Genomic DNA, 12,882 nt, shown 5'->3' with positions numbered 1-12,882 from the left:
AAATGTGAAAATACGTTTGCCCGGACCGGCCGGGGCCCGCGCGTCCTAGACTCACAGTATGGCTGCTGCCGGATTGCCCACGCCGACCCCCTTTCCCTATCCGGAGCTCGACAAGCGCGAGGAGGACCACTGGTCCGGCGCGCAGATCGACGACGATCGCCTGCGCGCGTTGTCACTGGGCGCCTTCTACTCGGCGCGGTGGGACGCATTCCACGACGCGCTGCTGCTGGGGCCCGAACGCGACCACCCGCTCGGCGACCGGCGTGAGCTGGCCATCGACACCCTCACCGGGGCCTGGGGTATCACCGACGGCACCGAGGCGCGCGCGTCCATGGAACAACTGCTCGAGGGTATGCACGCCCCGCTCTACGCGCTGGTGCATCCCTTGGTGACCGCCTCGCTGAATGCCAGCGAACGCGACCGGTTCGGCGAACGCGCCGATCGGCACCGCGCCTTCCTACGGCAGGTCGCCTCGTTCCGCGGTATCGACAATTCCGAGGCACTGGTCCGCGACTACGACATCTGGTCCCAGGCGATCAAAATCGGTTTCACCGACCATCTGTCGCGTCCCCTGCCGGCCGATATCCACGCCTGGGATCTGGCGCGGGTGGTCGCCGTGGCGCGGATGTCCTACACCGCCGGTTACATCGAAGCCGATGTCGCGTGGGATTACCTGGGCCGGGCGCTTCCGCTGGCCCAGCGCAAGTACCGCAACTGGCGGCAGTTCGGCGACGCCTACCTCACCGGCTGGACCTATTGGCAGGCCTGTGAGGACCTGGCGGAACTGAAAGACGGTGGCGTCGACCGCCGCCTGGAACTGATGCGCCTGTGGCTCCGCCCGACCAGCCCGTGGCGCCGCATCGGTTTGGTGTAGCCCGGAATGCGTCGGCCGCTCCGGCTACTGCCGCCGCTGCGGCCGGCCCCCGAGAGCTAGCTCTGGGTGGCCAGCCACTCGTCGAAGGTCGTCGGGGCGATTCGTGCGTTCTCGGCGGGCAGCAGCGTGTTCCCGGCCATTTCCGGCCCGAACAATGACGACCAGGTCGGCACCAGCCGGACCGAGCGTCCCCGCGCGTCGTTGGTGCGGCGGGCCATATCGACCAGGTCCTGCGGTTCCGGTCCCGCGATATCTCGATAGCGGCCCTGCGGCGCGCCGGTCGCGACCTCGGCGAGGATATCGGCGACATCGGCCGGGGCGATCGGCTGAACGAGCAGCGGCGCGAGGGTGGCGACGCCGTCCTGTTCGGTCCAGCCGGTGACGGTCGCGGCGAAATCGTGGAATTGGGTCGCCGCGACGATCGTCCACGGCACTTTTCCCTGCTCCACCAGACGTTCCTGCTCGCGCTTCCCGGCGTAGTGCGCGTTGCCCTCCACTCGGTCGATGCCGACGATGGACAGCAGCACGTGGTGTCCCACTCCGGCGTGTTGCTCGGCCGCCAGCAGGTTGCCGGTGGTGCTACCGAGATAGTCGACGACCTCGTCGCGGTCGGTGCTTTCGACGCTGGTGGCGTCCACCACGGCATCGACGCCGGTGAGGGCGGCGTCCAATCCCGCGCCGGTGCGCAGGTCGACGCCGAGTGAGCGGCTGATGCGGACGACCTCGTGACCGGCGGCTCGCAACGCCTCGACGGTGAGAGTGCCGATATTGCCGGTGGCGCCGGCGACGGCGATTCGCATGGTCATGGGCAGTCTCCTCCAGCGGTGGTCCAATGCTGCCGAAACAATATCTCGGACTAAATAGATCCGCAATGTCTTGGATAGAATCATGGGCATGAAGTTGCCGGTGAGTACCGAATGGCTGTTGCACTGCGCCACCTCGCTGGCACAGCTCGAACCGGGAACTACCGCGTCGGCGGCGCAGCTGGCCCAGTACTTCGATCTGCCGGCGCCCTACCTCGCCAAACAGCTCCAGGCTCTGGTCCGGGCCGGCCTGCTGAGCGCCACCACCGGTCCCCGAGGTGGGTTCCGGCTGGCCCGGCCCGCCCGAGAGATCACGCTGCTGCAGATCGTCGAGGCGGTGGACGGCGGCGCCTCGCCCTACGAATGTCGCGAAATACGTCAACAGGGTCGCGGCGGACTACCTGCGGAGGAATGCCGCGAGCCGTGCATCCTCGCCGTGAAGATGGCCGAGGCGCACGAGGCCTGGCGGGCGAGTCTGGCCGCCACCTCACTGGCCGGTCTCGTCGCCGAATTACCGGAGTGGGCTCCGGAGCGGACCCGCCGGCGCCTGGTGGGGTGAACCGGTGCCGGTTCGACCCGGCTCGTCGGGTACGGCCGTGCCGACTCGGCCGGTGATGCCCCGAGCGGTGGCGGGTAGTCCGCCTGGATCGGCCGCCGGCGCAAGCCACGGATATCGTACGGCCGCGTGGCGGCGGGCCATCCGATACCCCTGAGGCGTTCGCGCGGTCGATGGATCCGCCCGGTCGATGGGCCCGGCCGGGCTTGGTTCAGATACCCGGAAGGGAGCGGAGAATCCCGCGGCCGTAGCGCTGGAACTGGGTGTCGTCGACCATTCCCAGGGAATGCCGCTCCACCAAAAGTTCCCATTCCGAGTACAGATGCGCGACGCTGGGATCGGCGGGACCGGCCGCGCCGTCCACGGCGACCAGCCGCACGGCGAAGTTGATCGCGGTGGCCAGCCGTTCGGAATCGGCGCGATCCATCGCGGTGAAGTACATCGTCGTATTGCCGTCGTGTACTTCCACCAGGGGACGGCGGTCCCGCACCCGGACGTCCTGCACCACCGAGACCGCCTCCTCGGTGGCGCGGGCCCGCATGATGACGGGGATCGGCAGTTCGCGAGCATATGCGTCGCCGGTGCCGAGCGAGACCAGCAGCAGCCGCGTCGTGGTCACGGTGAGCAGGCAGGGGTCGTCGTCGCCCACCGGCGGGTGCGCGACGACACTCGCGGTTTCCAGCACGTATTCGTCGGGGGTGACGTAACCGGCCAGATCGGCCACCGCGGCCTCGCCCCGCCCGGTCGCCGACATCCGGCGTACCGCCCGCTCCACATCGGCGCGTACCGGCCCGTGCTCGGTCTGTTCGGTGGGCGGCGCGATCAGCTCGGGAGCGGCGATATCGATCCGCTGCGCGGCCAGGATCTGGTCGTTGATGCGGGCGACGATGCCGGCGGCCGCCGGTACATCGTGTTCGGCGATCAGCACGGGCAGCGGTGTCCGATCGGCCGGAACGCCGACCAGCACGGGGGTCGGATAGCGCAGATATATCTCGATGACCACCGCGTCGTCGGCTCGCCGGCTGAGTCGCACCTCCAGTAGGTCGGTCACCGCGACGTCGAGGACTCGCTCGCCGTCGCTCTCGGATTCGCCGTCGGCACCGGGACGCAGGACGACCAATCGCCCTTCGCCGTGCCGCACGATCGCTGTGGGTGTTCGTAACTCGACTATGTCCATACCCCCTGCTCGGGTCGTACGCGATCATCATCGGTCCAACATGCGTGCCATGATTGTGATCACTACGAGATATCACAGAACACGACCCCGGGAACCACCGTGGTTTTCCGGCCGTTTACCTCTTGAACTGCATCACCAGCCGAACTACTGGCTTGCGACGAGTCAGGAAGCGCGATGTATCGACTAGACCGTACGCGGTAACGTGGCATGTCCGCACCCGAATCCGCCCACCGGGCGGAAACGGATGCGGGTTGCGCCGCCCGAGAGCGACGCATCGCTAGGCAAAACGCGGAGACGCCTGAAAGGACTGGCCGCCCGGCCGACGCTCTATGAACCGCAAGACAGTGTTTCGTACCCTGGCGATAATCGCGGGCATTCTGCTCGTGATCTATCTGTTCAGTTACTTCGGCAACGACACCCGCGGCTGGCAGAGCGTCGACACGTCGGTGGCCATCAGCCAGCTCACCGACAAGGAGAACGTCGCCCACGTTCAGATCGATGACCGCGAACAGCAATTGCGGATCGAACTGAAAAATGGGAACGACGCCACCCAGGGCCACGACAAGATCATCGCAAAGTATCCCGGCGGCAGCGATACCTCGGCCCAGATCTTCAAGGCCGTTCAAGATTCGGGCGCCCCTTACAACACGGTGGTCAAACAGGAGAGCTGGCTCACCCAGATCCTGCTGTTCGTGCTGCCCATGGTGATCCTGCTCGGCCTGTTCATCTTCGTGATGTCGCGTATGCAGGGGGGCGGCCGCGGCGGCATGATGGGCTTCGGGAAATCCAAGGCCAAACAGCTGTCGAAGGATATGCCCAAGACCACGTTCGCCGATGTCGCCGGCGCGGACGAAGCGGTCGAAGAGCTCTACGAGATCAAGGACTTCCTGCAGAATCCGGTGCGCTACCAGGCCCTGGGCGCCAAGATCCCGAAGGGCGTCCTGCTCTACGGCCCGCCCGGCACCGGGAAAACGCTGCTCGCGCGTGCCGTGGCCGGTGAGGCGGGCGTACCGTTCTTCACGATCTCCGGCTCCGATTTCGTGGAGATGTTCGTCGGTGTCGGTGCCTCCCGCGTCCGCGACCTCTTCGAGCAGGCCAAGCAGAACAGCCCCTGCATCATCTTCGTCGACGAGATCGACGCGGTCGGCCGTCAGCGCGGCGCCGGACTCGGCGGCGGTCACGACGAACGCGAACAGACCCTCAACCAGTTGCTGGTCGAGATGGACGGCTTCGGCGATCGCACCGGCATCATCCTGATCGCCGCGACCAACCGCCCCGATATCCTCGACCCCGCCCTGCTGCGGCCCGGCCGGTTCGACCGGCAGATCCCGGTCAGTAATCCCGACCTGGCCGGCCGTCGCGCCATCCTGCGGGTCCACTCGCAGGGCAAACCGATCTCCTCGGAAGCCGATCTCGACGGTCTGGCCAAGCGCACCGTCGGTATGTCGGGCGCCGACCTGGCCAATGTCATCAACGAGGCCGCCCTGCTCACCGCGCGGGAGAACGGCTCCACCATCACCGGTGACGCGCTCGAGGAGTCGGTCGACCGGGTGATCGGCGGTCCGCGCCGCAAGAGCCGGATCATCAGCGAACACGAGAAGAAGATCACCGCCTACCACGAGGGCGGCCACGCGCTGGCCGCCTGGGCGATGCCCGATATCGAACCGGTCTACAAGGTGACGATCCTGGCCCGCGGCCGTACCGGCGGGCACGCGATGACGGTGCCCGAGGACGACAAGGGCCTGATGACCCGTTCCGAGATGATCGCCCGCCTGGTCATGGCCATGGGCGGGCGCGCCGCGGAGGAACTGGTCTTCCACGAGCCGACCACCGGGGCCTCCTCCGATATCGACCAGGCGACCAAGATCTCCCGCGCGATGGTCACCGAATACGGCATGAGCGCCCGGCTCGGCGCCGTGCGGTACGGCCAGGAACAGGGTGATCCCTTCCTAGGTCGCTCCATGGGTACCTCCTCGGACTACTCGCACGAGGTCGCCGGCGCCATCGACATCGAGGTCCGCAACCTCATCGAGGCCGCGCACACCGAAGCGTGGGCGATCCTCAGCGAGTACCGTGATGTGCTCGACGATCTGGCGATGGCGCTGCTCGAACGCGAAACCCTGCACCGCAAGGATCTGGAAACCCTTCTCGGCGCGGTGCAGAAGCGGCCCCGGATCACCGCGTTCAACGATTTCGGCGATCGTGTGCCCTCGGACAAACCGCCGGTCAAGACCCCGGGTGAGCTCGCCGCCGAACGCGGCGAACCGTGGCCTCCGCAACCCGCCGTCCCCGCCGGTATCGACCCGCGCGACCCGGCGCCCGCCGGAAGCGTGCCGCAGCCCGCGGGATTCCCCGGTGGCGCGGTCCAGCAGCCCGGTTACGGCCAGCCGCCCAGCGGCTACCCGGCACCGGCGCAGCCCGCGCCCAGTTATCCCCGCGGTGCCACACACGGCTCCCGGCCGGACTACGGCGCCCCCGCCGGCTGGTCGGCGCCCGGGTGGCCGCCGCGCGAGGAACCGCAGGTCCCGCCTGCCGACCGCGGCTACGGCGGTGGGCAGGAACAGCCCCGGTACTCGCATCCCGATCACAAGCCCGGGCACGACCGCGGGCCCGACGAATCCGGTTACGGCTCCGGTGAGGATTCCGGACATGGTGGCCCGCACTCCTGGGACAGCCCGAACGGTCGGCAGTAAACCGGCGCCGATTACGCTCGGAGGGGTTCGGCGCCCGGTGTGTACTGCCGGGCCCGAGATGTGGAGGTGTCCTCGAATGTCGACCGATCAGCAGACCAACGGCTACACGGCCGATATCCCCGCCGAGCTGGGCGAGAGCGGCGATCCCGCCGCGGAGCTGGTCGCGCTGCACACCGGTAGACGCTTCGATCAGCCGCGAGCCGAGGCGGCGGTGCGCGAGTTGCTCCTCGCGGTCGGCGAGAACCCGGACCGGCCGGGGTTGCTCGATACCCCCGCCCGCGTGGCCCGCGCTTATCGGGAAATGTTCGCGGGGCTGTACGTGGAACCGGACGCGGTCCTCAACACCACCTTCGACGAGGAGCATCAGGAACTCGTCCTGGTGCGCGATATCCCGATGTACTCGACCTGTGAGCATCACCTCGTGTCGTTTCACGGCGTCGCCCATGTCGGATATATCCCGGGCCCGCACGGCCGGGTGACCGGGCTGTCCAAACTGGCGCGGCTGGTCGACCTCTACGCCAAACGCCCTCAGGTGCAGGAGCGGCTCACCAGCCAGATCGCCGACGCGGTCATGCGGAAACTGGATCCGCGCGGCGCGATCGTGGTGGTCGAGGCCGAACATCTGTGCATGGCCATGCGCGGTATCCGGAAACCCGGCGCCAGCACCACCACCTCGGCCGTCCGCGGGATCCTGCAGACCAGCTCGGCCTCGCGCGCCGAGGCCCTCGACCTGATCCTGCGCAAGTGAGCGACCAGCGCACGGCCGTGGCGGTACCGACCCTCACCGGGGTGCGGCCGCGTCCCGGCGTGGAGCCACGTCCGGGCCGCTCCTGTGTCGTGATGGGCGTGGTCAACGTGACCAGCGATTCCTTCTCCGATGGCGGCCGCTATCTCGATCCGCAGCGGGCGATCGAGCACGGTATCCGGCTCTACGAGATGGGCGCTGACATCATCGACGTCGGCGGTGAGTCGACCCGGCCCGGCGCCGTGCGCGTCGAGGTGGAGACCGAGGTCGACCGGGTGGTGCCGGTGCTGCGTGGGCTGGTCGCGGCCGGGATACCGACCAGCGTCGACACCATGCGGGCCCGGGTTGCCGAAGCAGCCGTCGCGGCCGGGGTGACGGTGATCAATGATGTCTCCGGCGGCCGCGCCGACCCGGCGATGGCCGCGGTCGTCGCCGCCGCCGGTATCCCGTGGATCCTCATGCACTGGCGGGCCGCGTCGGACTACCGGCACACCGGGCCGGCCGACCACTATGACGATGTGGTGGCCGAGGTACGTTCCGAGCTGGGGGTACAGGTGCGGCACGCGATCGACGCGGGTGTCGATCCCGCCCGGATCATCCTGGATCCCGGTCTCGGATTCGCGAAGACCGCGGAGCACAACTGGGCGCTGCTGGCAGCCCTGGACCGGTTCGTCGCCGACGGATTCCCGGTGCTGATCGGCGCCTCGCGCAAACGGTTCCTGGGGTCGCTGCTGGCCGACGGTGACGGCCCGCGCCCGCCCGCCGGCCGGGAGACCGCCACCGCCACCGTTTCCGCGCTCGCGGCCTGGCACGGCGCCTGGGGCGTCCGGGTCCACGATGTGCGTGGGTCGCAGGACGCCCTCGCCGTGACCGAGGCCTGGCGTCGCGCGCAAAAGCCGGGAGCACCGCGGTGAGCGCACCGGCACCCGGCCCGGACCGGATCGAGCTGCGGGGGTTGCGGGTTTTCGGCCGGCACGGAGTTTTCGAGCACGAACGCCGCGACGGGCAGGAATTCGTGGTGGACCTCACCGTCTGGTCGGATTTCGGCGCCGCGGCGGCCACCGACGATCTCACGCATACCGTCGACTACGGCGCGCTCGCGGAGCTGGCCGTGCGGATCGTGGCGGGTCCGCCGCGGAATCTCATCGAAACCGTCGCCACCGAAATCGCCGACCGGGTACGCGAAGTGCCCGGTGTCGCCGATGTCGAGGTGGTGCTGCACAAACCGGCCGCGCCCATCCCGCACAACTTCGCCGATGTGCGGGTCGTCACCGCGGGCCGCCGGGAGCAGTGGTCGCCGTGACGCGTGCCGTGCTCTCGATCGGTTCGAATATGGGGGATCGGCTCGAACTGCTGCGCAGTGTCGTCACCGGGCTCGGTGCGCGGGTGCGTGCCGTATCACCCGTGTACACCACCGCACCGTGGGGCGGGGTGGAGCAGGATGATTTCCTCAATGCTGTGCTGGTGGCCGAGGACCCGGACTACGACTGTCGTGCGTGGCTCCGGCACGGACAGCAGTTGGAACAGGCCGCCGGGCGCGAGCGGGCGGTGCGCTGGGGTGCCCGGACCCTCGACGTGGACATCGTCTCCTGCGCCGAGCGGGCCGGCTCCGGACTCGGTGCCCTGCGCAGCACCGACCCCGAACTCACCCTGCCGCACCCGCAGGCGCACCATCGCGCATTCGTCCTGATTCCCTGGCTCGATGTGGAGCCCGACGCGTCCTTGGCCGTCGACGGGACCGAACGCAGTGTGCGCGAACTACTGGCGGAGCTGGACCCCGCCGAACGCGACGGTGTGCGGCGCACGGAATTGACACTCCTACCCGCTTCGAGGGGCGTCCAATGATGCGATACCTCCGCCTTCGCTGCGGCCTCCGCGGATCGCGTGTGCCTGCTTCGAGGGGCGTCCAATGATGCGATACCTCCGCCTTCGCTGCGGCCTCCGCGGACCGCATGTGCCTGCTTCGAGGGGCGTTCGATGAGTCTTGGGGGTGGTCGTAGGGATACCGGCGGCGGTCGCGGCGGGGACGGCGATGGCGGGGAGATGAAGCTCAAACCCACCCGCATCCGGGAATTGCTGGCCAACGTCCTGATCGCGGCGGTGATCGCATGGGTGGCGACACGGCTGACCTACGCGAGTTTCCCGCCGATCTCAACCGTCGCCGGCGCCTCGCTGTACCCGGTCGCGATTCTGGAGGCCGCCCTGGGCTTCTATATCCGGACCCGGGTGAGCAACAGTCAGATCGGCGCCGATTCACGCCAGCTGCACCCGATCACCGTCGCCCGGGCTCTCGCGCTGGCGAAGGCCTCGGCCCAGGTGGGATCGCTGGTGGCCGGAGTGTGGCTCGGATTCCTGCTGTGGATCTTCCCGCAGCGCGGGGATCTGCGGGCGGCCGACGCGGACTATCCGGGCGCGCTCATCGGATGCGGTGCCGGTATCGCCCTTGCCGTGGCCGCTCTGTGGCTCGAATACTGCTGCCGGGCCCCCGACGATCCGACCGACGATCCGGCGCCGTCGTAGGCCGGATCGCCGTGATCGATCCCGCCCTTTCCGACCTGGGCGACGACGAATATCGCGGCTACCCTTGCGGTCATGGTTTCACCGTCCCGCAGTAGTACTTCCGCGCGCGGCCGGGAAGATGTGGGCAAGCTCTTCCTCGGCGCACTCGTTCTACTGGGTCTGGTGGCCAGCGTATTTCTCGTTCTGAGCGACAGTCTGCAATTCATTCGGGTCGGGTTGGTGGTGGCGCTGTGGGCGGCGGTACTGGGCGCCTGGGCGGCCGGCCGGTACCAGGCGAAAATGCGTGATCTGCGCCGTATCTACGAACTGGAACTCGAGCGTGAGATCAGTGCCCGCCGCGAACACGAACTCGGCGTCGAATCGCGGGTGCGTTCCGAACTGGGTGCCGACGCGACGGAAATGGCGGCGCTGCGTGCCGAACTGACGGTGCTGCGGCGGCAGCTGGAGCGACTCTTCGACGGAGACCTGCCGGAGGAGCGGCCCGCGCTGCGCGCGTCCGCCTTCCGTCTCCAGGAGTTGCCCGGCGCCGCGGACCGGCCGGGGCTGGCACCCGGCTGGCAAGGGCCCGACGAAGGTGAGCGGCGGGCCGTGGACGCCTGGGCGAACGCCGCCGCGAGCTGGTCGTATGCCGCGGACGGCTGGGTCGATACCGAAGCCGGGGCCGCCGAATCGGCGAGCGACACCGGTGAACGCAAGGCAGTGACCCCGGTGTACGAAACCGACCACCCGGGCCGGCCGCGGTTCGCGAGCCCCGACGACGCGCCGGTCACCGCGGAAACGGCGATCGTCCGCCTCGACGACGATCCGCCCTACGGGCCGCCCAATTCCGAAATCTCCGGGCCGAGCTGGGCCGACGCCTTCACCGAGGTGTACGACGAACCGGACACCGGCGACGACCGCTACAGCCCGCTGCTGCGCGACGAACCCTGCTACGGTCCGCCCGCGCCGGACAGGGAGGCCCCGGACTCCCGCCCGCCGGTGGCCGCCGTGCCCGCACCCGCCGTAGCCGCCGAATCGGCCGAGCCCGTCGTCGACGGCACGGCGCTCGACGGAGATGCCCGAGAACCGGCCGCGTCCGCGGCGGGCAAATTGTTCCCCCGTTCGGCGAACTCCCGGCGCCGCCGCACCCAGTCCGACGCCGCCGGGAACCGGCGGCTGTCGGTCGCCGAGATCATGGCCAACCTGCGTCAGGAAGAGGAGCAGCGCAGCTCCTGAAGTGCGGCATATATCACCCGGGGCGCCCATAGCGCATCGGCCGGAGCCGGCCCTATCCTCGACTCGTAACGTCCGGTACCCGCAGCGCGGGACTGGAACGACTTCGAGAGGACACTGTTGACCTCGCCACGCGTGACTCCTGGCAATCCGGCCGCGAGTGGTGATCCAGCGCCCGCACGACTGACGGTAGGCATCGTCTCGGCGGGACGTGTGGGATCAGCCCTCGGCGCCGCGCTCGAGCGCGCCGGACATGTGGTGTTCGGCGTCGCCGCGATCTCCGACGCTTCGGTGCGCCGCGCGCGGTCCCGGCTGCCCGAATCGCAGATCCTCCCGGTCGAGGAGGTCGCAGCCCGCAGCGAACTGCTGATCCTGGCCGTCCCGGACGCCGAACTGGCCGGTCTGGTCCGCGGCCTGGCGAGTTCGGGCACGGTACGTCCCGGCACGATCGTGGCCCACACCTCCGGAGCCAACGGCATCGGTGTGCTGGCCCCGCTGCGGGAAGCCGGTGCGCTTCCGCTGGCCGTGCATCCCGCGATGACCTTCACCGGCCACGACGAAGACCTGTCCCGCCTGGCCAACGCCTGCTTCGGGATCACCGCCGCCGACGAGATCGGCTATGCCATCGCGCAGTCGCTGGTGATCGAAATGGGCGGCGAACCGGTCCGGGTGGCCGAGGAACACCGCACGCTCTATCACGCCGCGCTCGCGCACGGCAGCAATCATCTCGTCACGCTGGTATTGGACGCGGTGGAGGCGCTGCGCCAGGCGCTGGCCGGACCCGGTCTGCTGGGCCAGCAGACGGTCGACGATCAGCCCGGCGGCCTGCCGGAACGCCTGCTCGCCCCGCTGGCCTCCGCCGCCCTGGACAATGCGCTGCGCCGTGGCCAGGCGGCGCTCACCGGTCCGGTGGCCCGCGGCGACACCGCGGCCGTCGTCGCGCACCTCGAGGCTCTCACGGCGGCGGATCCCGAGATCGCCGCCGGGTACCGGGCCCTGTCGCGGCGTACCGCCGAACGGGCGCAGGCCCCCGCCGAACTACGCGAGCTGTTGGAGGACCATCAATGAGGCGATACCTCCGCCTTCGCTGCGGTCTCCGCCGACCCCGGGTGCTGCTGTCGGGAGAGGTCGAATGAGACGGCACCTCCGCCTTCGCTGCGGTCTCCGCCGACCCCGGGTGCTGCTGTCGGGGGAAGTCGATCTCCGCCCTCGCTGCGGTCTCCATGGATCCCAGGTACCGGCTTCGAAGGAGGCTCTATGACGGACCCGGCCCTGCGCGGTGCGTACCGCGCCGGCGAACTCACCGTGCAGCACGATCCGGCCGTGCTCGGCAAAGTCGTTCGCGCGCTGCGCGGCAGCGGGCGCACCGTCGGCCTGGTGCCCACCATGGGCGCCCTGCACGAAGGCCATCTCGAACTGGTGCGCCGCGCCAAGCGGACCAACCAGATCGTGGTGGTGTCCATCTTCGTCAACCCGCTGCAGTTCGGCGCCGGCGAGGACCTGGACAGCTACCCCCGCACCCTCGACGCCGACGTGGAGTTGCTGCGCGGCGAGGGAGTGGCCCTGGTCTTCGCGCCGAGCGTGGCGGATATGTATCCGGAGGGCCCACGGACGACCGTGCAGCCCGGACCGGCCGGCGCCGACCTCGAGGGCGCCTCCCGGCCGACCCATTTCGCCGGGATGCTCACCGTGGTGGCCAAACTGCTGCAGATCGTGCGCCCACACGAGGCATTCTTCGGTGAGAAGGACTACCAGCAACTCACGCTGATCCGCCAGATGGTCCGCGACCTGAACTTCGACGTGAAGATCGTGGCGGTGCCGACCGTGCGCGAATCCGACGGCCTGGCGCTCTCCTCACGCAACCGCTACCTCGATCCCGGCCGGCGCGAACTCGCGACCACGCTGTCCGCCGCGCTACTGGCCGGCGCGCGGTCCGGGGCGGCCGGCGCGGACGCGGTACTGGAGGCCGCGCACGCGGTTCTGGCCGCCGCTCCGGAGATCGAACTCGACTACCTCGAACTGCGCGCCGCCGACCTGGGCCCCGCCCCGGAATCCGGCAACGCCCGGCTGCTCGTCGCGGCCCGCGTCGGCACCACCCGGCTGATCGACAACGCCCCCGTCCGATTGGGAGCCCGGCTCGACGGCCACCCGGACGCCGACCTCGTGACCCCGGAACCTCGGCAGCCGCTGCCGAGCAGCCCGAACGGGACGAGACCACAGTGAACCCGCTGTCCGCCCGATCCGGTCGACGCGCACGTCCGTTCACACCTTTCGTCTCCTCCGAGTGGTCGGCATCCGTGGT

General features: G+C 69.3%; 13 protein-coding genes. 11 read left to right on the top strand and 2 right to left on the bottom strand.

The annotated features are described in order from the left end of the window. Nucleotides 1-58 precede the first annotated feature (58 nt). The gene (locus NF4_RS01380) at nt 59-874 is read left to right on the top strand and encodes a DUF1266 domain-containing protein (protein WP_063125480.1); all 816 of its coding nucleotides are present in this window, start codon (nt 59-61) and stop codon (nt 872-874) included. Nucleotides 875-930: 56 nt separating this feature from the next. Here the strand turns inward: NF4_RS01380 and NF4_RS01375 are convergent, their stop codons facing one another. Continuing rightward, nucleotides 931-1,680 (bottom strand): SDR family oxidoreductase, encoded by a 750-nt coding sequence (locus NF4_RS01375; RefSeq protein WP_232330262.1) that lies wholly within the window; start codon nt 1,678-1,680, stop codon nt 931-933. Between the two features lie 88 nt (nt 1,681-1,768). Here NF4_RS01375 and NF4_RS01370 point away from each other — a divergent pair, with 88 nt between their 5' ends. Beyond that, nucleotides 1,769-2,236 carry an RrF2 family transcriptional regulator gene (locus tag NF4_RS01370; protein ID WP_063125502.1) on the top strand — a complete coding sequence of 156 codons (468 nt, stop codon included), beginning with the start codon at nt 1,769-1,771 and terminating at the stop codon, nt 2,234-2,236. A gap of 208 nt (nt 2,237-2,444) precedes the next feature. Here the strand turns inward: NF4_RS01370 and NF4_RS01365 are convergent, their stop codons facing one another. Beyond that, nucleotides 2,445-3,410: a hypothetical protein gene (locus NF4_RS01365; protein ID WP_063125479.1), complete on the bottom strand. Its 966-nt coding sequence runs from the start codon at nt 3,408-3,410 to the stop codon at nt 2,445-2,447. A gap of 329 nt (nt 3,411-3,739) precedes the next feature. Here NF4_RS01365 and ftsH point away from each other — a divergent pair, with 329 nt between their 5' ends. The 9 genes from ftsH (at nt 3,740) to panC (ending at nt 12,803) form a co-directional block, all read left to right on the top strand. Beyond that, nucleotides 3,740-6,103 (top strand): ATP-dependent zinc metalloprotease FtsH, encoded by a 2,364-nt coding sequence (gene ftsH / locus NF4_RS01360; RefSeq protein WP_063125478.1) that lies wholly within the window; start codon nt 3,740-3,742, stop codon nt 6,101-6,103. Between the two features lie 76 nt (nt 6,104-6,179). Further along, nucleotides 6,180-6,851: a GTP cyclohydrolase I FolE gene (gene folE / locus NF4_RS01355; RefSeq protein ID WP_063125477.1), complete on the top strand. Its 672-nt coding sequence runs from the start codon at nt 6,180-6,182 to the stop codon at nt 6,849-6,851. A gap of 92 nt (nt 6,852-6,943) precedes the next feature. Continuing rightward, on the top strand, nt 6,944-7,762 hold the full coding sequence (gene folP, locus NF4_RS01350) for a dihydropteroate synthase (protein ID WP_063125501.1): 819 nt from the start codon (nt 6,944-6,946) through the stop codon (nt 7,760-7,762). Continuing rightward, complete coding sequence (gene folB / locus NF4_RS01345) at nt 7,759-8,151, top strand: dihydroneopterin aldolase (RefSeq protein WP_063125476.1); 393 nt, start codon at nt 7,759-7,761, stop codon at nt 8,149-8,151. The genes folP and folB overlap by 4 nt, the downstream gene beginning before the upstream one ends. After that, nucleotides 8,148-8,693, top strand: coding sequence for a 2-amino-4-hydroxy-6-hydroxymethyldihydropteridine diphosphokinase (gene folK, locus NF4_RS01340; RefSeq protein WP_063125500.1), 546 nt, complete (start codon nt 8,148-8,150; stop codon nt 8,691-8,693). Before folB ends, folK begins: the two co-directional genes overlap by 4 nt. Nucleotides 8,694-8,891: 198 nt before the next feature. Further along, nucleotides 8,892-9,368 carry a DUF3180 domain-containing protein gene (locus tag NF4_RS01335; RefSeq protein WP_063125475.1) on the top strand — a complete coding sequence of 159 codons (477 nt, stop codon included), beginning with the start codon at nt 8,892-8,894 and terminating at the stop codon, nt 9,366-9,368. A 72-nt stretch (nt 9,369-9,440) separates the two neighbouring features. After that, nucleotides 9,441-10,583 carry a DUF6779 domain-containing protein gene (locus NF4_RS01330; RefSeq protein ID WP_157119874.1) on the top strand — a complete coding sequence of 381 codons (1,143 nt, stop codon included), beginning with the start codon at nt 9,441-9,443 and terminating at the stop codon, nt 10,581-10,583. Nucleotides 10,584-10,700: 117 nt separating this feature from the next. Next, nucleotides 10,701-11,648 carry a Rossmann-like and DUF2520 domain-containing protein gene (locus tag NF4_RS01325; RefSeq protein ID WP_439956713.1) on the top strand — a complete coding sequence of 316 codons (948 nt, stop codon included), beginning with the start codon at nt 10,701-10,703 and terminating at the stop codon, nt 11,646-11,648. A 189-nt stretch (nt 11,649-11,837) separates the two neighbouring features. Next, nucleotides 11,838-12,803 carry a pantoate--beta-alanine ligase gene (gene panC / locus NF4_RS01320; protein ID WP_063125472.1) on the top strand — a complete coding sequence of 322 codons (966 nt, stop codon included), beginning with the start codon at nt 11,838-11,840 and terminating at the stop codon, nt 12,801-12,803. Nucleotides 12,804-12,882 lie beyond the last annotated feature (79 nt).

This window comes from Nocardia fusca NBRC 14340, assembly GCF_001618425.1.
GTDB classification, from domain to species: domain Bacteria; phylum Actinomycetota; class Actinomycetes; order Mycobacteriales; family Mycobacteriaceae; genus Nocardia; species Nocardia fusca.
The sequence above is the reverse complement of the archived record's forward strand: the minus strand, read 5'-3'. Positions and strand labels throughout refer to the sequence as shown.